At 65.4% G+C, this 18,774-nt stretch carries 19 protein-coding genes; 2 read left to right on the forward strand and 17 right to left on the reverse strand.

Annotation, left to right across the window (positions count from 1 at the left end; translation table 11 throughout):
• Nucleotide 1: 1 nt before the first annotated feature.
• The 11 genes from SO140_RS07455 to SO140_RS07505 all read right to left on the reverse strand — a co-directional run bounded on the left by SO140_RS07455 (nucleotide 2) and on the right by SO140_RS07505 (nucleotide 12,312).
• The gene (locus SO140_RS07455) at nucleotides 2-2,086 is read right to left on the reverse strand and encodes a hydantoinase/oxoprolinase family protein (protein WP_449376927.1); all 2,085 of its coding nucleotides are present in this window, start codon (nucleotides 2,084-2,086) and stop codon (nucleotides 2-4) included.
• 127 nt (nucleotides 2,087-2,213) lie between these two features.
• Nucleotides 2,214-3,587 (reverse strand): amidohydrolase family protein, encoded by a 1,374-nt coding sequence (locus tag SO140_RS07460; RefSeq protein WP_449376928.1) that lies wholly within the window; start codon nucleotides 3,585-3,587, stop codon nucleotides 2,214-2,216.
• Complete coding sequence (locus SO140_RS07465) at nucleotides 3,584-5,167, reverse strand: ABC transporter substrate-binding protein (RefSeq protein WP_449376929.1); 1,584 nt, start codon at nucleotides 5,165-5,167, stop codon at nucleotides 3,584-3,586. The genes SO140_RS07460 and SO140_RS07465 overlap by 4 nt, the downstream gene beginning before the upstream one ends.
• Before the next feature lie 12 nt (nucleotides 5,168-5,179).
• Complete coding sequence (locus tag SO140_RS07470; protein ID WP_498542397.1) at nucleotides 5,180-6,499, reverse strand: dihydroorotase; 1,320 nt, start codon at nucleotides 6,497-6,499, stop codon at nucleotides 5,180-5,182.
• Nucleotides 6,500-6,509: 10 nt separating this feature from the next.
• Complete coding sequence (locus SO140_RS07475) at nucleotides 6,510-7,166, reverse strand: aspartate/glutamate racemase family protein (protein ID WP_449376931.1); 657 nt, start codon at nucleotides 7,164-7,166, stop codon at nucleotides 6,510-6,512.
• A 7-nt stretch (nucleotides 7,167-7,173) separates the two neighbouring features.
• Entirely contained in the window at nucleotides 7,174-8,058 is an 885-nt protein-coding gene (locus tag SO140_RS07480; RefSeq protein WP_449376932.1) for a polysaccharide deacetylase family protein, read from the reverse strand.
• Nucleotides 8,045-8,860 carry an ABC transporter substrate-binding protein gene (locus SO140_RS07485; protein WP_449376933.1) on the reverse strand — a complete coding sequence of 272 codons (816 nt, stop codon included), beginning with the start codon at nucleotides 8,858-8,860 and terminating at the stop codon, nucleotides 8,045-8,047. The genes SO140_RS07480 and SO140_RS07485 overlap by 14 nt, the downstream gene beginning before the upstream one ends.
• Before the next feature lie 14 nt (nucleotides 8,861-8,874).
• On the reverse strand, nucleotides 8,875-9,639 hold the full coding sequence (locus tag SO140_RS07490) for an amino acid ABC transporter ATP-binding protein (RefSeq protein ID WP_449376934.1): 765 nt from the start codon (nucleotides 9,637-9,639) through the stop codon (nucleotides 8,875-8,877).
• Nucleotides 9,636-10,493 carry an amino acid ABC transporter permease gene (locus SO140_RS07495; RefSeq protein ID WP_449376935.1) on the reverse strand — a complete coding sequence of 286 codons (858 nt, stop codon included), beginning with the start codon at nucleotides 10,491-10,493 and terminating at the stop codon, nucleotides 9,636-9,638. Before SO140_RS07495 ends, SO140_RS07490 begins: the two co-directional genes overlap by 4 nt.
• A complete protein-coding gene (locus SO140_RS07500; RefSeq protein ID WP_449376936.1) occupies nucleotides 10,490-11,317 on the reverse strand; it encodes an ABC transporter substrate-binding protein in 828 nt (275 codons plus the stop codon). Before SO140_RS07500 ends, SO140_RS07495 begins: the two co-directional genes overlap by 4 nt.
• Before the next feature lie 38 nt (nucleotides 11,318-11,355).
• Nucleotides 11,356-12,312, reverse strand: a complete 957-nt coding sequence (locus tag SO140_RS07505; protein ID WP_449376937.1) for an N-carbamoyl-D-amino-acid hydrolase — start codon at nucleotides 12,310-12,312, stop codon at nucleotides 11,356-11,358.
• Nucleotides 12,313-12,463: 151 nt separating this feature from the next.
• On the opposite strand from SO140_RS07505, the gene SO140_RS07510 reads away from it, so the two are divergent.
• Nucleotides 12,464-13,381: a LysR family transcriptional regulator gene (locus tag SO140_RS07510; RefSeq protein ID WP_474799063.1), complete on the forward strand. Its 918-nt coding sequence runs from the start codon at nucleotides 12,464-12,466 to the stop codon at nucleotides 13,379-13,381.
• Nucleotides 13,382-13,420: 39 nt separating this feature from the next.
• Nucleotides 13,421-14,173: a type 1 glutamine amidotransferase gene (locus tag SO140_RS07515; protein ID WP_449376939.1), complete on the forward strand. Its 753-nt coding sequence runs from the start codon at nucleotides 13,421-13,423 to the stop codon at nucleotides 14,171-14,173.
• 87 nt (nucleotides 14,174-14,260) lie between these two features.
• Here the strand turns inward: SO140_RS07515 and SO140_RS07520 are convergent, their stop codons facing one another.
• The 6 genes from SO140_RS07520 to SO140_RS07545 form a co-directional block, all read right to left on the reverse strand.
• The gene (locus SO140_RS07520) at nucleotides 14,261-14,728 is read right to left on the reverse strand and encodes a nuclear transport factor 2 family protein (RefSeq protein WP_449376940.1); all 468 of its coding nucleotides are present in this window, start codon (nucleotides 14,726-14,728) and stop codon (nucleotides 14,261-14,263) included.
• 75 nt (nucleotides 14,729-14,803) lie between these two features.
• Nucleotides 14,804-15,211: a tol-pal system-associated acyl-CoA thioesterase gene (ybgC, locus tag SO140_RS07525; RefSeq protein WP_449377020.1), complete on the reverse strand. Its 408-nt coding sequence runs from the start codon at nucleotides 15,209-15,211 to the stop codon at nucleotides 14,804-14,806.
• 113 nt (nucleotides 15,212-15,324) lie between these two features.
• Nucleotides 15,325-16,236: a metallophosphoesterase gene (locus SO140_RS07530; RefSeq protein WP_449376941.1), complete on the reverse strand. Its 912-nt coding sequence runs from the start codon at nucleotides 16,234-16,236 to the stop codon at nucleotides 15,325-15,327.
• 86 nt (nucleotides 16,237-16,322) lie between these two features.
• The gene (locus SO140_RS07535) at nucleotides 16,323-17,192 is read right to left on the reverse strand and encodes a DUF6869 domain-containing protein (protein ID WP_449376942.1); all 870 of its coding nucleotides are present in this window, start codon (nucleotides 17,190-17,192) and stop codon (nucleotides 16,323-16,325) included.
• A 93-nt stretch (nucleotides 17,193-17,285) separates the two neighbouring features.
• On the reverse strand, nucleotides 17,286-18,335 hold the full coding sequence (gene ruvB, locus SO140_RS07540) for a Holliday junction branch migration DNA helicase RuvB (protein WP_449376943.1): 1,050 nt from the start codon (nucleotides 18,333-18,335) through the stop codon (nucleotides 17,286-17,288).
• Nucleotides 18,332-18,751 (reverse strand): cytidine deaminase, encoded by a 420-nt coding sequence (locus SO140_RS07545; protein ID WP_449376944.1) that lies wholly within the window; start codon nucleotides 18,749-18,751, stop codon nucleotides 18,332-18,334. The genes ruvB and SO140_RS07545 overlap by 4 nt, the downstream gene beginning before the upstream one ends.
• Nucleotides 18,752-18,774 lie beyond the last annotated feature (23 nt).

Here is an 18,774-nt window from a genome sequence, read left to right on the forward strand (position 1 = left end):
ATCACGCCGCCTTTCGTTCCATGACGATGCTGCCGACACCGTCGATGTGGGCGTCAAAGCTCGTCGAGACGAATGTCGAGGTCTCGTCTTCCGCGATCACGGCAGGGCCGGCGATGGTCGCCCCTAGCTCCATGTCCTCGCGGCGGTACAAGGGAATTTCGACCAGGCGCCCCGCCCTTCCGTCGTAGAATTTGCGGCTCCCGGATGCTTTGCCGGCCGGCTTGCGCGCGACGCCATCGACGACTGGTGGATTGCGCGGCTCGGTGGTCGCAAGCACCGACCAGCTCAGCACCTCGATCGCAGCGCCCGGGATCGGGCGCTCGAACATCGCGGCATAATCCGCCTCGAAGGTTTTTCGCAAGCCGGCGAGATCGGCCGCGGTCAACGGCCGGTTCGGCAGTTCGACCGTGATCTCGTGGCCCTGGCCGACATAGCGCATGAAGGCGGCGCGGCGCTCGCGCACCGGCGCGCCGGCAGCGCCGGGCTCGACCAGCGCCCGCGCCTCGGTCGCCATCTCCTGCAGGAGGCTCGAGACCGCCGCGGTATCGAAATCGTCGAGCCGGACATGTCGGCTGCGCACCAGCTCATAGGCAATGGGTGCGGCCAGAAATCCGACGGCCGAGCCGACGCCGGCGTTGGACGGCACGATCACCCGGGAGACACCGATCTTCTCGGCAACGCGCGCCGCATGCAGCGGCGCGGCGCCGCCGAAGGCGATCAGCGTATGCTGGCCGGCCACGGCGCCACGCTCGACCGCATGCACGCGCGCCGCGCTCGCCATGTTCTCGCAGACGACCTCGTGCACTGCGTAGGCGGCATTCTCCGCTGACAGGCCCAAGGCCTCGCCGACATCGTGCAGCAACGCCTGTTTCGATAGCTCGGGATCGAGCTTGATCGTGCCGCCGGCAAAGGCGTCGGGATCGATCATGCCGAGCGCGACGTCCGCATCGGTCACCGCGGGACGCGTGCCGCCGCGGCCATAGCAGGCCGGGCCCGGCTCAGATGATGCGCTCTCGGGACCGACGGTGACGCGCTTCATGGCATCGATCCGCGCGATCGAGCCGCCGCCGGCGCCAATCTCGACCATCTCGATCACGGGAATGCGCACTGGCAGGCCCGAACCTTTCAAAAAGCGCGCGGCGCGATCGACCTCGAACACCCGCGAGGTCTCCGGCTGATACTTCTCGATCAGGCAGATTTTTGCCGTGGTGCCACCCATGTCGAAGGAGAGCACCTTGCTCTCGCCAAGTCGTGCCGCGATCTGCGCTGCGAAGATCGCGCCGCCGGCAGGACCGGATTCGACGAGACGCACCGGAAAGCGCCGCGCCGTCTCGATCGAGGTGACGCCGCCGCCGGAGGTCACGAGATAGATCGCGCCGCGAAACTGCTCGACCGCCAGCGCCTCGGCCATGCGCGCGAGGTAGCCGTCGATCAAAGGCTGCACATAGGCATTGGCGACCGCGGTCGAGGTGCGCTCATACTCGCGGATCTCGGGGCAGACCGCCGAAGACATCGTCACGGAGATGCCGGGCATTTCCTGCTCGAGAATCGCGGCCGTGCGCCGCTCATGCTCGGGATTGGCGTAGGAGTGCAGGAAGGCGATCGCGACGCTCTCGACCTTCAGCGCACGCAATTTCGGCCCCAGCGCACGCACCGCAGCCTCATCCAGCGGCAGCCGCACCGCGCCATGCGCATCGACGCGCTCGGGAACGGTGAAGCGCAGCGAACGCGGCGCCAGCGGTTTCGGCTTGTCGATGGTCAGATCGTATTGATCATAGCGGCTCTCGGTGCCGATATCGAGCACGTCGCGAAAGCCTTCGGTGGCGATCAGCGCTGTCTTGGCGCCGCGGCGCTCGATGATGGCGTTGGTCGCCAGCGTCGTGCCGTGAATGAACACGTCGATATCGCTGATATGCGCATGCGCGTCGGTGAGAATGAGACGGATGCCGTCGAGCACCGCCTGCTCGGGACGCGTCGGCGTCGTCAGCACCTTGCGCGTCCTGCGATCCTGTCCCACATCCAGCACGATATCGGTGAACGTTCCTCCGATATCGACGGCAAGCCGCACTTCGGCTCCCTCACGCATTCCAGATGTCTCCGTGCTGATCGACAGGCTCAAGTGTTGAGCAATTTGTATGCCATCGACTCGACCGATGGCAATGCGCTCTGCGATTTTGCCGGACACCTATGCGATAGCCAAGGATGCGCGCGGCTCAGCCGTTGAATGCCGCCTGCGCCTCCGGCAGATCCCAGATCTTCCCGATCGCGGCTGCGCCTTGCGCGGTGATCGCGGCCTCATTGCCATGAACGTAGCGGCCAGCATCGATGAGCACGCGACCGTCGACCACGACCTGGTCGATATTGGCGCGGTTGGCGAGCGCGACCAATGCACGCCTGACATCGAAGAGCGGCTGCAAATGCGGGTGGGTGAGATCGACGACGGTGAGATCGGCGGTCGCGTCCGGCGCAATCCGGCCGAGATCGGGCCGCTTGATGATGTCGGCAGCGGTTGCCGTGATCGACTCGATCAGCTCGGGAGAATTCGCGACATCGGCGCGTTGCGACGACGTCTTGGAGATGAGCGAGGCGGCGTTGAGTTCGCCAAGCAGGTCCATGTTATAGCCGTCGGTGCCGACCACGGTGCGGACGCCATGGCTGGCGAAGCGGCTGAATGCCGCAGTCACGCCGGCGCGCGCGAACACGCGTGGGCAGTTCAGCACGGTCGCGCCGCGCGCGGCCATCAGCTTGAGGTCGTCATCGGTGCTGGTGATGCAGTGCGCGGCCAAAAGATCGGGCGCGAGCAGCCCCAACCAGTCCAGATATTCCGCCGGCGTGCGCCCGCCATAGCGCTTGCCGATGGTCTCGACCTCGGCGCGGCTCTGGGCCAGGTGGGTCGTGATGGGAACACCAAGCTCGCGCGCCCTTGCAGCACAGGCTTTCAGCAGATCGGGCCCGCAGGTGTCGGTCGCGTGCGGGCTCATCGCAAGGCCAATGCGCCCCTCGCCACGGCCGTTCCAGCGCTGATAGAGCGCGTCCCAGGTCGCCATATCAGCCGCCCCGTCGTCGCCGGCATAACGGACCACACCGTCGGGACCGGCCTTGGCGTCCGATGTCGAAAACAGGTAGGGTGCGCCGTAGAACCGGATGCCCATCTCCTCGGCGGCATCGAACATCTCCGGAATGGAGTTGCGGAACGGCTCCATCACGGTGGTGGCGCCGCCCTTCAGGAGCTGGAGAATGCCGAGCCGCGCGACGGCCAGACGCTCTTCCGGCGACAACAGGTCGGCGCCGCGCTTGGTTAGCGGCAGGAGCACGGTGTAGACGATGCTCTGATTGTTGCGACGGCCGTTGCCGTCCTCGGTGTGGCTGCGCGCCACCGCTTCACTGAAGCAGTGATTATGCAGGTTCAACAGGCCCGGCAGGATGAAACGGCCAGGACGGTCATAGACCTGATCGGCGCTCGGCTTGTCGCGCGTCACCGTGGCGATCCTCTTGCCCTCGACCAGGACCCAATGATCGCGCAAGACATCCTGCGCGCCGTCCTTGCGTGCCAAGACATAGCTGCCGAAGATCGCGATCGTGCTCATGCGGGGCGTACGTTCCAGAAGACGGCGGTGCCGTCGAGAATGCCGGTGATGTTCTTGCGGTAGGCGGTCGGCTGCTTGTACAGGCCGATCGGCAAATAAGGGATTTCCTCGAAGGCCAGCGCCTGGATCTGGCGGCAGATGCGCTGCTGCTCGGCGAGCTCAGAGGCAGCAAGCCACGCGCTGCGAAGAGCGCCCATCTTCTCGCTCTTGTACCAGCCGGCGACCTTGCCTTCGCCGCGCAAATTGGTATTCCCCGCCGGATTGAGCCAGTCGATGCCTTGCCAGTTGCCAACCGCAGCACTCCAGCCGCCCTGCGGAAGCGGCTCCTTCTTCAACTGCCGTTGCAGCACGACTGCGAAATCGAGCGCAGCGTATTCGACGTTCATGCCAGCCTTGCGCAACGTGTCGGCGGCGATCTCACCGAGGGGACGCTGCGCGAGCGAATTGGTTGGCACAAGCAGCACGATCTTCTCGCCATTGTAGCCGGCGGCCTTCAGCTCCGCCTTGACCTTGGCGTAGTCGCGCGGACCGCGGAAGACGTCGAGCCCGACCTCGCTCGCCATCGGCGTGCCAGGAGCAAAGAAGCCGATCGGCGACACCTGATAGGCCGGATCGATACCCGCAACCGCCGTCATGAACGACGACTGGTCGATCGCGCCCAGCAATGCGCGGCGAACCGCGGGATTGTCGAACGGCGGCTGGAGATGATTGAGCCGCAGCATGCAGGTGTAGCCACGCGGATCAAGCACGCGCGTTTCGATGTCGCCCGCCGCCTTGATCACCGGCAACAGATCGTGCGGCGTCGTTTCCTGCCAATCCTGCTCGCCGGTCTGGAGCGCCGCGACGCCGGTGCCGGCGTCCGGCGTCGTGGTCCAGACCACGCGGTCGTAGTGCACGATCTTGGGGCCGGCGGTCCAATCCGGCTTGCCGTCGCTGCGCGGCTGGTAGCGGTCGAACCGGGCATAGGCGTTGCGCGCGCCCTGTACGCGCTCGTCGGCGAGATAGCGGAACGGCCCACTGCCGATCACCTCCGTCAACGGCTTGAACGGATCCTGGCTCGCCAGACGCTCCGGCATCATGAAGCAGGCGTTGATCGCGGCCTTGCCGAGCGCTTGCGGCAATAGCGGAAACGGATGCTTGAGACGGAAGCAGATGGTACGGTCGTCGGCAGCCGACAGCTCCTCGGTCGCCTCCATCAGCTCGCCGCCAAAGCCGTCACGCGCCGCCCACCGGCGGATGCTCGCGACGCAATCGCGCGCCAGCACGCGCTCGCCATCGTGCCAGAGCAGGCCGTCGCGCAAAGTCAGGTCCCACTGGAGCCCGTCATTGGAGATGACATGACCCGACAGCATCTGCGGCGAGACCTGGAGCGAGGCGCTCATGCCGTAGAGCGTGTCGTAGACCATGAAGCCGTGGTTGCGCGACACCTGCGCGGTCGAATAGATCGGGTCGACGAAGGCGAGATCGATCACCGGGATGAAGCGCAGCGTGGTCTGCTCCTCGGCGCGCAAGATCCCCGGCAGCGACAGTGCCGGTGCTGCGGCTGCGGCCTTGAGCAGGGAGCGGCGAGAGATCGGCATCGAACAAGACTCCTATGACGCAAGACGCGCGAGACGGCCGATCGGCGCGCCCTGCACCTCATCGTCGCGCATGACGGCGTGGCCGCGCACGATGGTGGCAACGGGCCAGCCCGTGATCTTCTTGCCCGCGAACGGTGTCCAGCCACAGGGAGAGACGATCCAGGAATCCTCGATGGTGCGCTTCGCCTTCATGTCGACCAGCGTGAAATCGGCGTCGTAACCTGCAGCCAGCCGTCCCTTCCCGACGAGGCCGTAGACCCGCGCAGGCCCGGCGGCCATCAGATCGACCATCCGCGACAGCGAGAGCCGGCCGGCATTGACGTGATCGAGCATGACTGGAACGAGTGTCTGCACACCGGTCAGTCCCGCCGGGCAATCCGGCCAGGGCAGTTCCTTGGCGGCGCGCGAATGCGGCGCGTGATCGCTGCCGATGGTGTCGGCGATGCCGTCGCGCACGGCGGCCCAACTCGCCTCTCGATGCCGCTCGCCGCGGATCGGCGGGTTCATCACGCCAAATCCCTTCAGCGCATCGTAGCATTCCGGCGCCACCTGCGTCAGATGGTTGACCAGCACCTCCACGGTCGCGACATCGCGATAGTCGCGCAAATAGTTCAGCTCCTCCGCCGTGGAGACATGGAGGATGTGCGCCGGACGACCGGTCTTGCGCGCCAGCGCCATCAGGCGGCGGGTACCGAGGAAGGCGCATTCCTCGTCGCGCCACTCCATGTGCGAGCGATGCGGCATGCCGCGCGAAAACATCGGCTTGCGCGCCTGGAGGCGATATTCGTCCTCGCTGTGATAGGCGATGCGGCGACGCCCTGCTCGCATCAACTTTTCCAGATGCTCGTCGTCCTCGACCAGCAGCGACGCCGTGGACGAGCCGGCGAACACCTTGATGGCGCATACGCCGGTCTCGCTTTCGAGATGCGCGAGCTCGCCGATATTGGTTTTGGCGCCGGCGATGTAGAGACCGATGTCGCAAAAGCTCTGCGCTTCCGCGTAACCGCGTTTCCAGTCGAGCCGCTCCTGATCGACGATCGGCGGATTGGTGTTGGGCATGTCGAACAGCGTGGCGATGCCGCCGAGCACGGCGGCACGCGTGCCGGTGCCGAGTGTCTCCACCGTCGCGTCACCAGGATCGCGCAGATGGACGTGGCTGTCGATCAGGCCCGGCAGGACGTGAAGGCCGCTGGCGTCGATGGCCTGATCGGCCGTGTCGGCCGGAGTCGCGGATAGCGTCGCAATGCGCCCGCCGGAGATGCCGACGTGGGCTGCGTCCTCGCCCCAGGGCGTGACGCAGGTGCCGTTCCGGATCAGGAGATCAAAATGCATCGTTCGCCCTTCATGCTTGCAACAACACCGCGCCGATCGCCGCAGCGACCGCCTGCTGCGCCGGCTCGACCACGGGAACGCCGATCGCGTCCTCGATCGCGGCGCGATGCGAGGCCATGCCTGCGCAACCCATCACGACGACATCGGCGTGGACTTGCATGACAAGCGCGCGGCCCGCCTCGATCAGGCGTCCACGGATATCGGCGCTCGCCGTTTCCGCCGCGCTCGCGCCGACCGACCAGCTTCCGGCATAGCGACCGTCCACCCCCATCTGCCGCACCATGCGCTGCTGGCGGCGAATGCTTTGCGGCGATAGCGCGATGATGCCAAAGCGCTCGCCGAGCGTCAGCGCGTGCAAGATGCCCCATTCGGCAATGCCCATCACCGGGCGGCCGCCGGCCGCCTCGCGCACCGCGTGCAGGCCGGGATCGCTGAAGCAGGCAAGCACGAAGGCATCGGCATCCTCGCGCGCGACGCGATTGACGAGCGGCATCACGACACTGTCGGCGTCGCGCTGCGAGGTGATGCTGGGCGGGCCTTCGGGCAAGCCCACCACCACGATCTCGGGCCCGCCGGGAATCCGCAGTGGCGCGACGGCTTCGTCGATCGCCGCCGTGACCGCCGCGGACGAGTTCGGGTTGATCGTGAGGATGCGACGGCGGGTCATGCTTGGCTCAACGCTTGGCAGCCTCATGGCGCTGGAAGTTGGCGGCGATGGCCTCGCCGGTCGTGATCCAGAGGTCCGGACAGGATTTTGCGTAGGTCAAAAATTCGCGCAACAGACGAAGTCGCATGGGACGTCCGCTGCATTGCGGATGCAGCACGGTGGTGACCATCGCGCCCCAGTCGCGGATCTCGTCGAGCTCGTCCTTCCAGATCGAGAGCACGTGCTCCTTGGGGAAGATCGGCCGCGGGCTGAAGCGGGCGGAAAGGCCATGCATCCAGTCATCATAGCTCGCGGTCACCGGCAGCTCGATCGTGCCCGGTTTACCGTCGGACAGACGGTGACGATAGGGCCGCACATCGTCGCGGAACGAGGACGTATAGACGATGCCGTGGCGCACGAGCGCTGCGCGCAGCTCCTCGGTGAACTCGCCATAGGGCGCGCGGTAGCCGATCGGCCTGACGCCGAGCCGGCGCTTCAGTGCGTCAAAACCGCGCTCGAGCTCCTCCTCGATCCAGGGATCGCCGGGATCGGGCAAAAGGTGATGATAGCCGTGATGGCCGATCTCGTGGCCGGCCTTGAGAATGGATTCGGCCATCGCCGGATGCGCATCGACCGACCATCCCGTGACGAAGAAGGTCGCCTTGAGATCGAGCTGATCGAGCAGCTCCAGCAGCTTCGGCGTGCCGACGCGCGCCTCAAAGCCGCCATAGCTCATAGTGATCAGGCGCTGTGCGTGAAGCGCATCCTTGCTGGTCCATGCGCTCTCGGCGTCTACGTCGAACGACAGGAACATCGCCGACGTATAGGGTTTTGGCCAGGGATAGTGGGGCGCAGGGTCCGCGGTGTTTGCCGGGATGAGCGGGATGCTCTGAAGTGCCTTACTGTCCAGCATTGATGGTCGCCTTCTCTATTCCGTTGTCGTTCAATTTCCATTTCGCCAGCAGCGCACGATAGGTGCCATCAGCGATCAGCGCATCGATGGCCTCGACCATCGCCTGCTGAAGCGCCTTTTCCTTGACCGGCAGCGCGATGCCCGTGAACTGCGTCGCGAAGGCGTCGCCGACCGGCGCATAGATGCCGGGCTCCAGGTCCATGATATAGGGCAGCGTCTCGTTGCCCTGCACGGCGGCGTCGATGCGGCCCTGCCTGAGCTGCGTGCGCGCATCGGCCGAGCCGTCGGTGCCGACGAACTGGATCTGGTTGCCGCCGCAATTCTTCTCGCTCCACGCCGCGATCTCGGCCGGGAACATGGTGCGGCGGCTGGCGCCAACCTTCTTGCCGCACAGCGCGGCCATGTCCTTGAACTCGGCTGCGCGGGATTGCTGCACGAAGAATTTCGGACCGCTGCGCAAGTAATCGACGAAGGACGCGATCTCGTGCCGACTCGCATAATCGGTGAAACCCGACAGGATCGCGTCCACCCGGCCTGTCGAGATCGACGGCATGAACTCGGCGAAACTGGTCTCCTGCCATTCGACCTTGACGCCGAGCTTGCGACCGAGCGCCTCGCCGAGATCGATGTCGAAGCCGGACAGCGCGTTGGTGGCGGGATCTCGGAACTCCATTGGCGGATAGTTCGGCACCAGCGCGACCTTGATGCTGCCTCGTTTGGCGATCTCGGCCGGCAGCTCGATCGCCATCACTGATGCCGTTGTCGCACAAACCAATGCCGCCGCAACCAACACTCTCATCATCGAAACGCCCCCATTCAGATCACCGCGGAAAGAAAAGCCTTGGTACGCGCCTCGCGCGGCGCGCCGAGCACGTCGGATGCCGTCCCGGATTCGACGATCGCACCCTGGTCCATATAGACGACGCGGTCGGCGACCTCGCGGGCGAAGCCGAGCTCATGCGTCACCACCATCATGGTCATGCCGCTTTGCGCGAGCTTCTTCATCACAGCGAGCACCTCGCCGACGAGCTCGGGATCGAGCGCGCTGGTCGGCTCGTCGAACAGCATCAGCATTGGTTTCATCGCGAGCGCCCGCGCGATCGCGACACGCTGCTGCTGGCCGCCCGAGAGCTGCGCGGGATAAGAATCAGCTTTGGTCGCAAGGCCGACACGCCTGAGGAGCTCGATGGCTTCACCGCGCACCTCGTCGGATTTCCTGCCCTGCACCTGCACCGGGCCTTCGGTGATGTTCTCCAGCGCGGTCTTGTGCGGGAACAGGTTGAAGCGCTGGAACACCATGCCGGTCTTCAGCCGTTGCCGCGCGATCTGCCGCTCGGTCAGGCGATAGAGCCGCCCGCCCTCCTCGCGCACGCCGAGCAGCTCGCCATCGAGCCAGATGCCGCCACTGTCGATCGTCGTGAGCTGGTTGACGCAGCGGAGCAGCGTGGTCTTGCCCGAGCCGGACGCGCCGATCAGGCACATCACCTCGCCGGGCCACACGTCGAGCGAGACGCTTCTGAGAGCCTGGAACTCTCCAAAATGCTTGCTAACGGAGCGGATCGCGACGAGGGGCTTTGTCATCGGGCAAACCGCAATGTGCCGCGGGCAAAGCGTCGCTCGAGCAGCATCTGGAGCGGCGTCAGGATCGACACCACCAGGAGGTACCAGAGCCCGGCGACGATCAGCAGCTCGATCACGCGCGAGTTGGCGTAGTAGATGTTTTCCGCGTTGTGCAGCACCTCCGGATACTGGATGACGCTGGCGAGCGAGGTCGCCTTGACGAGGCCGATGAACTCGTTGCCGATCGGCGGAATCACGACCCGCATCGCCTGCGGTAAGATGATCCGGCGCAGCGCGCGCAAGCGCCCCATGCCGATCGCCTGCGCCGCCTCATATTGCCCGATGTCGACCGACAACATGCCGGCGCGCATCACCTCGGAGGTGTAGGCGCCCTGGTTGATGCCGAGCCCGAGCAGTGCCGCAAGGAACGGCGTCATGACATCGACCGCGCGGGCGCTCCACAGGCCGGGAATGCCGATGGTCGGAAACACCAGTGCAAGATTGAACCACAACAGCAGTTGCAGGATCAGCGGCGTGCCGCGGAACAGCCAGGTGTAGCCGGCAGCCACGGACTTCAGCACCGGATTCGGCGACAGCCGCATGATCGCCACGACCACGCCGAGGACAATACCGAGCGCCATCGCGAGCACGGCCATCACCATGGTATTGACGATGCCCTCGATGATCACTTTCGCCGTCAGGAAGCGGCTGACATAGGACCATTCGATCTGGCCGCCCGCGAAGGCGCGGCCAATGGCAGCCAGCACCAGAACGATCAGCGCCGCGCTGAGCCAGCGAAACCAGTGCGGCTCGCGCGCGACGTGCAGCCCGGACAGGTCGGGAAATCCCTCCGCGAGTGCGGGCGCGGCCTTCATTGCGGCGCCGCGTTCATCAAGGGCTTCTCGACGGCGTTCGCGCCCAATCCCCATTTGTCGAGAATAGCCTTGTAGGATCCATCGGCGATCATGGCGGCGAGCTTGTCCGTCACCACCTCGCGCAGGGCCGCATCATCCTTGCGGAACATGACGCCCTGAAAACCCTTGGCGAAGGGCTCGCCGACAACGCGGTACTTGCTGGCCTCCTGCGATTGCGCATAGGGCAAGGTCTCGCTGCCCTGCACGGCGGCGTCGATGCGGCCCTGCTTGAGCTGGTTGCGGACGTCGATCGAGTTCTCGCCGGGAACGTACTGGATGCCCGGCTTGCCGGCCGCCTCGCAATTCTGCTTGCTCCACTTCTCGATCTCGACCGGGAAGCTGGTGCTGCGCGTGGTGCCGACCTTCTTGCCGCAGAGATCGGTCGCGGCTTTCGCCTCGCTCTCGGCCATGACGAAGAACTGCGGGCCCGTGGTGAGATAGTCGACGAAATCCGCGGTCTCGCGCCGCGAGGCGCGATCCGAGATACCGCTGATGATAAAATCGGCGCGCTTGGTCTGGAGCGAGGGGATCAGCTCGGCAAACGGCGTTTCGCTCCAGACGATCTTGAGGCCGCCGAGCCGCTTGGCGAGCTCGTTCGCAAGATCGATGTCGAGCCCGACGAGTTCACCCGTCGCGGGATCGCGATATTCCATCGGCGCGTAGGTCGAGTTGACCGTGAGCTTCAACGTGCCTGCCTGCTTGATCTCCGCCGGAAGCTCGGCCGCCTGCGCGGACGTCACGGCGGCCAACGCTGCGGTCTTCAGGAAGTGCGAGAGGCGTGTCATGTCAGCTCCTTCCAACGCCGCAATCGGCTGTCTGATTGTTAGTCCGCGTCGAGAACGGCCGGCTCGATGACGCCAGCGCGTTCGGTGATCACCCTGTATTGCTCCGGCCGCCGGTGGGCGGCGAAGTTGAACATCTTGTCCTTGCCCTGACGGCAGAGGTCGAGATCGATGTCGGCGACGATCACCTCATCGGTCAGCGTCTCGGCCTGAGCGACGATGCGGCCGTTGGGATCGACGATGCAGGAGCCGCCGATCAATCCGGAGCCGTCCTCCTCGCCCGCCTTTGCTACCGAGATCGCCCAGGTCGCGTTCATGTAGGCGTTGGCCTGCGTCACCAGCGTCGAGTGGAAGGTGCGAAGGCTCGCGTCTTCCGTCGTGCCGCCATTGGGATCATAGGCCGCCGAATTGTAGCCGATGCAGACGAGCTCGACGCCTTGCAGACCGAGCACGCGCCAGGATTCCGGCCAGCGCCGGTCGTTGCAGATCATCATGCCCATGATCGCGTGGGCCCAGGCCGAGCCGGCGCGGAAGGCTGGAAAGCCGAGATCGCCATATTCGAAATAGCGCTTCTCGAGCTGCTGATAGCGCGCGCCCGGCCGCGGCTCGACCGAGCCCGGCAGATGCACCTTGCGATAGCGGCCGAGAATCTCGCCGTCGCGATCGACCAGGATGGAGCAATTGTAGCGGCGGCCGTCTGCTGTCAGCTCGGCATAACCGACATAGAAGCCGACGCGGAGCGCATGCGCGCGTTCGAACAGCCTTGCGACGGCCGGGTTCGGCATGCCGCGCTCGAAATAGTGGTCAAGCGCCGCGCCTTCGAGCAGCCAGCGCGGAAAGAAGGTGGTGAAGGCAAGCTCAGGAAATACCACGAGGCTGGCGCCACGCGCGGCCGCCTCCTCCAGCAGCTTCAGCATCCGGTCAAGCGTATGCGCGCGCGTATCGGCTTTTTGCGTCGGCCCCATCTGGGCGGCGGCGGCGCGAAGGACACGAACCAAGACTGCCTCCAATCTGTGCGCGCTGCTGCCTCATTGGGCGAAAGAACTCTTTGATCCAGCGTGCAAATCCGCGGCCATTACGCGGAAACGGGAGTTGAAAAGCAATTCATTGTGCTATGATATTTTGGCCGAGAGTATAATCAGGACTTATATGAACCTGCGCCAGCTCGAGATCCTGCGTGCCGTCATTCGCCACCGCACCACGGTCGCGGCGGCGGACGAGCTGGCGCTCTCGCAACCCGCGGTCAGCAACGCACTGAAGACGATGGAGGCGCAGGCGGGCTTTGCGCTGTTCGAGCGCGTCAACAACCGCCTGTTCCCGACCGCAGAAGCGATGGCGCTCTACAAGGAGAGCGAGGCGATCTTCGCGCTCCATGCCAAGCTCGAAAGCCGTGTGCGCGATCTGCGGGAGAACCGCTCGGGGCATCTGTCGCTCGTGGCGACGCCGCCGCTCGCCTACAGCATCATTCCCTCTGCCCTGTCCGGCTTCCTGCGCCGCCGTCCGGAGACGCGGGTCTTTTTCGACGTTCGTCGCTACGAGGGTATCATCGAGGGCGTGCTGAGCCATGTCGCCGAGCTCGGTTTCGCGCTTGGTCTCACCCACCATCCCGGCATCGCTCATGAGGTGGTGCATACCGGGGAGATGGTTTGCGTCCTACCGCCAACGCATCCGCTCGCCGCGCAGCCGGTCGTCTCCGCCTCCGATCTCGTCGGCCTGCCCTTCATCGGGCTCGAACGCGGCACCCGGCTGGGCGAAGCCGTGCGCGACAGTTTTGCCCGTGCAGGCGCGCCATTCCAGCCGACCGTCGAGGTGCGCTACTGCAACACGGCCTGCGTGCTCGCGGCCGCCGGCGTCGGCGCGGCGGTGGTCGATCCATTTTCGCCGCGGCAGAACGGCGGCAACGGCCTGGTCGTGCGGACATTCGCGCCGTCGACGCGCGCGGTCGCCTACATGCTGTGGTCGGAAGCAGAGCCGCTGTCGCGCCTGGCGAAGGCCTTCCTCAATGAAGTCCGCAAGGAGAGCAGGCTTCTGGAGAGCGGAACACAACAGGAGGCAAGGCGCGACTGAGCTTGCGCAGGCACGCACAATCTCTTAACCGAGGAACACATGGCACGCATCACCATCATCGAGACGGGAGCCGTCCCTCGCAAATATCGCGAACGCCACGGCTCCTTTCCGGACATGTTCGAACACATGATCCGCACTGAGGATCCTTCTGCTGCGTTCGACGTCGTCAGCATTCCCGATGGCGAGGCGCTTCCTGACCCGCACCAGTTGGAGGCGATCCTGATCACCGGCGCGGCGGCCGGCGTCTACGACGGGCTCGACTGGATCGCGCCGCTCGAAGAATTCGTGCGCAGCGCCCATGCCAACGAGACGCCGATGGTCGGGGTCTGCTTCGGGCACCAACTGATCGCGCAGGCACTCGGCGGCGTGGTCCGCAAATCGGACAAGGGCTGGGGCATCGGCCGGCACGTCTATCAGGTGGCGCCTGATAACGGCGTCATCGGCGGCGAGCAGCTCGCCATCGCCTGCTCGCACCAGGACCAGGTCATCGAGCCACCGCGGGACGCGCGGACGATCCTGTACTCGGAATTCGCACCGCGCGCCGGCCTGCTCTACGCCAACGGCACGACGCTCTCGGTGCAGCCGCATCCGGAATTCGACGCGGGCTTCGCGCAAGTCTGCTGCGCGCTCCGCGAAGGCCATGCGCCGGACGACGTCGTCGCCACCGCGAAAGCCTCGTTGGCCGAGCCGCTGGACAGCGCGAAACTGGGCGGCGCGATCGCGAGGTTTCTGACCCGAAAGTCCATCTCCTCATCCTCAGGAGCGCGCACTTACGCGCGTCGCGGAGGATAGAGACCGAGATGCAGCGGCGGAGGCCTTCATGGTTCGAGACGCCGCTTCGCGGCTCCTCACCATGAGGGGCAATGGTATTCCTGGAAGCTAGAACGGACTGTCGCCCAGCCCCGCCACATCCGCAGGCCTTGGCCCCGGCGCGGGCCAGTGGAAGCGACGATCCCCCTCCGCGATCGCGATGTCGTTGATCGACGCCTCGCGCCGATTCATCAATCCGTGCTCGTCGAACTCCCACTGCTCGTTGCCGTAGGAGCGATACCACTGGCCGCTCGCATCGTGCCATTCGTACTGGAAGCGCACAGCGATGCGGTTGCCGTCGAAAGCCCAGAGATCCTTGATCAGGCGGTAGTCGAGCTCCTTTGCCCATTTGCGGGTGAGAAACGCCACGATCGCCTCGCGCCCGTGAAAGACTTCCGAGCGATTGCGCCAGCGGCTGTCCTCGGTATAGGCGAGCGCGACGCGCTGCGGATCGCGCGAATTCCAGGCGTCCTCGGCCATGCGGGCTTTTTGCGCGGCGGTCTCTCTCGTGAAGGGCGGAAGCGGCGGACGCGACATGGCTGGCCTCATCGGTTGGGGACACGCAAATCTACGCTCGCGCGGCTGGAAGTCGATGGCCCCTTCCCTATTGGCTCATTTCGAAATCACATCGGCCTTCATCAGGTTGCGGATCGATTTCGGGATCGGCTGGGCGCGGCCACCGCTGATGAAGGCGACGCGCACTTCGGCTTTGACCAGCACGTCCTCGCTGCGCCGGATCTCCTGTGCCAGCATGATCGAGGCGCCCTTCACCGCGATCGGCCAGGTCACGACGTCGAGCACGTCATCCATGCGCGCGGGTTTCAGGAAATCCAGATGCATCGAGCGCACCACGAAGGCGAAGCCGGCGTCTTCCGTCTCCGCCTGCTCGAACAGCGCCTGCTGCTCAGCGCCCATCAGCCGCAGATGATTGGTGCGGCCGCGCTCCATGAAACGCAGATAGTTGGCGTGATAGACGATGCCGGAAAAATCCGTGTCCTCGTAGTAGACGCGGACCTGCATGTGGTGGCGGCCGTTGCGGATCTCGCCGTCGAGATGGGCTGTCACGTCGCGAGCCTCGGTTCATTGTCGAAGCTTCGTGTTTTGCGCAAATCAGCCCAACGCGCAAGCAGTGGCTACGACACCGCCTGCCCTGCATTTCCAAGTGTCACCAGCACGATTTCCGGGGGAACACCGAGGCGGAAGGGCATGAGGCTGCAACCGAGCCCGCCGGAGACGATGATGTCGCAATTCTTGCGGATATGGCCATAGGAGAGTTCCTGTCCCGACGGCGCAATCGGCGACCAACCGAGCAGCCGCACCTGGCCACCGTGGGTATGACCGGAGAGCTGCAGCGCGACGCGCGACGGCACGCGTGCGGCAATGTCCGGCTCATGCGCGAGCAGGATTACGGGTGCGCTGTCGGTGATCTTGCCGAGCGTGACGGCGAGATCGTCGACGCCAACGCGGCGGAGGGGACGAAAGCGTCGCGCCGGCACATAGGCGAGTTGATCGCCGAGCCCAGCGAGCCAGAACGGACGGCCCGCGTAGACCAGGCGCTGCGCGTCATTTTCGTAGACCGGAATCCCGGCGGCTTCCAGCGCCTGCCGTGCAACCGGATGCCCCTTGCCTTCGCGCTGCACGGTCCGGTCGTCCCACCAATCGTGATTGCCCAGGATCGCGTGCACACCGAGCGGCGCCTTCAGACGACTCAGCACCGACGCCCATTCGCCCGCCGGAATGGCCCGCCTCATATGGCGCTGGCTGACGACGTAATCGCCGAGCAGGACGGTCAAATCGGGGGCGAGGCCATTGGTGCGCGCAACGATGCCCTCGATCCGATCGAGCGACATCCAGGGATCGCAGGCGTGGAGATCGGCGATGACCGCGATCTTCAGCCTGAAATCGGAAGGCCATTGCGACGGCGAGAGGTCGTAGCGGGTCACTCGCAGCTGCGCCGGTTCGACGCCGAAGCCATAGGCCGCGGTCGAGACGCCAAAGGCGCCGAACCCGCCCATCAATCGCAAGAGATGCCGCCGAGAAAACATGAGATCCTTACCCGTGATGCAGGCAGAGAGTGACGAGCGATTGTAGCGGAATTCGGTTGCGTTTGTGCAGATCGTCAGCAGAAACGTTAACGGTCCCTCGCGCCGACCAGCGCATCCAGACGCGTCTTCAATTCGTCGGACGCCCGGTAATACCAGACGCCGCCGAGCAAGTCATGGAATCGCCTGTCGGCGCGGGCCTCGCGCTCGATACGGTCGATCGTGCGCAGGCTGATCACGTCCTCGAGAGGGCCTGCCGCCAGCAGCGACAGCAGCACGGGATTGGACTCCACCTTGAGGATCTCCAGGATCAGGTCGATCATCCGGTCGGGATCATCCTCGCGCAAATCGCGCTCGAAATCCATGATCACGAACAGATTGTCGTCCTGGTCGCGGTCGGACCTGGAATATTGCTCGATCCAGGCCTGCGCCAGCTCGGACAGCGACAGGCCAGCGCAATCGAGCGGCCCGCGCGGAGTGCGCTGGGCCATGTGATCGGCATGCCAGGCCGCATCATTGGCGATCCCGGCGATGCGCCGCATCAGCGGCTCCTGCTCGCCCAGATGCACGCCCCCGAGCAGCCACCGCAGCCGCGCATTGTGCTTCGCCTCATGCTCGATACGCACGATCACCTCGTCGCCGTGGGCGTAGAGCAGCGCCAGCAAGAACTTGTCGTTGAGCTGCATCACCGTCGGCTTGTCGGTCTCGGTCCTCAGCACGTCAAGAATGAGATCGAGCGCACACTGCGGCCGGCGATGCGGCAGACGATCGAAATAGAGTTTTAGCGCCCAGACACTGCCGGCCTGGTCGCGCCGGCTGACGCGCTGAAGCGCGCACCACATCGAGGCCAGCTCGGCCAGCGGCATCGGATCGAGAAGCGCTTCAGTCTCGTCAGGCGTCCGCAGTTGCGGTGCGGACGCGATGGTTTCAAGCAGTGTTGCGTGCTCACTCAGCCCCATTCTTCCCACTCCAGCCAATGTGCAGTAACGGCGCCCCCGATCGCCGCGGGTCCGCATTAGTGGGAGCACAAAACAGGTGGGTTCAACGTCGCTCTAGTCGTCGCTCTCGTCCGTGCCGAACAAGCCGAACTGTGCCGTATCGCGCGAGGGCTCAGCAAGGCCGAGATGGCGGAAGGCGTGCGTGGTGAGGAGACGGCCGCGCGGGGTGCGCTGGAGATAGCCGCACTGGATCAGATAGGGCTCGATGATGTCCTCGATCGCGTCGCGCGGCTCGGACAGCGCGGCCGCCATGGTCTCGACGCCGACCGGGCCGCCGCCATAGTTCAGCGCGATCGTCGAGAGGTAGCGCCGGTCCATGGCGTCCAGGCCCGCGGCATCGACCTCGAGCGCGCTCAGCGCATGGTCGGCGATCTCGCGATCAATGGTATCGGCGTTCGCAGCCGAAGCGAAATCGCGCACCCGCCTGAGCAGCCGGCCGGCGATGCGCGGCGTGCCGCGGGCGCGGCGCGCGATCTCGTTGGCGCCATCCGGGCTCATGCCGACATTGAGCACGCGCGCACCGCGGCTGACGATACCTTCCAGCTCCTCGACCGTATAGAAGTTCAGCCGGATCGGAATGCCGAAACGATCGCGCAGCGGATTGGTGAGAAGGCCGGCACGCGTCGTCGCGCCGACGAGGGTGAACTTTGCGAGCTCGATCTTGACCGAGCGCGCCGCCGGGCCCTCGCCGATGATGAGGTCGAGCTGGAAATCCTCCATCGCGGGATAGAGCACCTCTTCCACTGCGGGGCTCAGGCGATGGATCTCGTCGATGAAGAGCACGTCGCGTTCTTCCAGATTGGTCAGAAGCGCGGCGAGATCGCCGGCCTTGGCGATCACGGGGCCCGATGTGGCGCGAAAGCCGACGCCGAGCTCGCGCGCCACGATCTGCGCCAGCGTGGTTTTGCCGAGGCCGGGGGGCCCCACGAACAACACGTGATCCAGCGCCTCGCCGCGCTTGCGCGCAGCCTCGATGAAGATGGAGAGGTTCTTGCGCGCCTGCTGCTGGCCGACGAACTCGGTGAGCGACTGCGGACGCAGCGCCGTGTCGCCGACATCGTCGCTGCGGCGCTCGGGCGTGACGATGCGGGAGGGCGTGTTCACTCGTTGCCTCGCCGGTACTTGTTCGGCAACAGCTCGCCGATGCTCGCAACCTTCGGCTCGCGGCCGTTGTCGGGAACGATGACCCGCGCCTTGGCGTCATAGTCATGGATCAACTCGCGGCAGATGCCGCAGGGCGAGACGACGGCGATATCGCCGGGTTCGCCTGGCTTCGGATGACGCACCGCGACGATGGTCTCGATGCCGTGATCGCCCGTCTCCGTAATGGCGCGTCCGATCGCGATCGCCTCCGCGCAGACCGCGTTGCGGCCGATATAGGCGTCGATGTTCACGCCCGTGACGATGCGGCCATCGCGGGTGCGCATCGCAGCCCCCACCTCCTGCCATTTGTTGCGATAGCGCTGGCTGATCGCCTTGGTCGCGGCGGCAATGAGTTCCTTGTCTTTATTGCTCAGCATGGTGGGAAATACATTCCTTCGTC

The sequence above is a fragment of the Bradyrhizobium sp. UFLA05-108 genome (assembly GCF_059803455.1).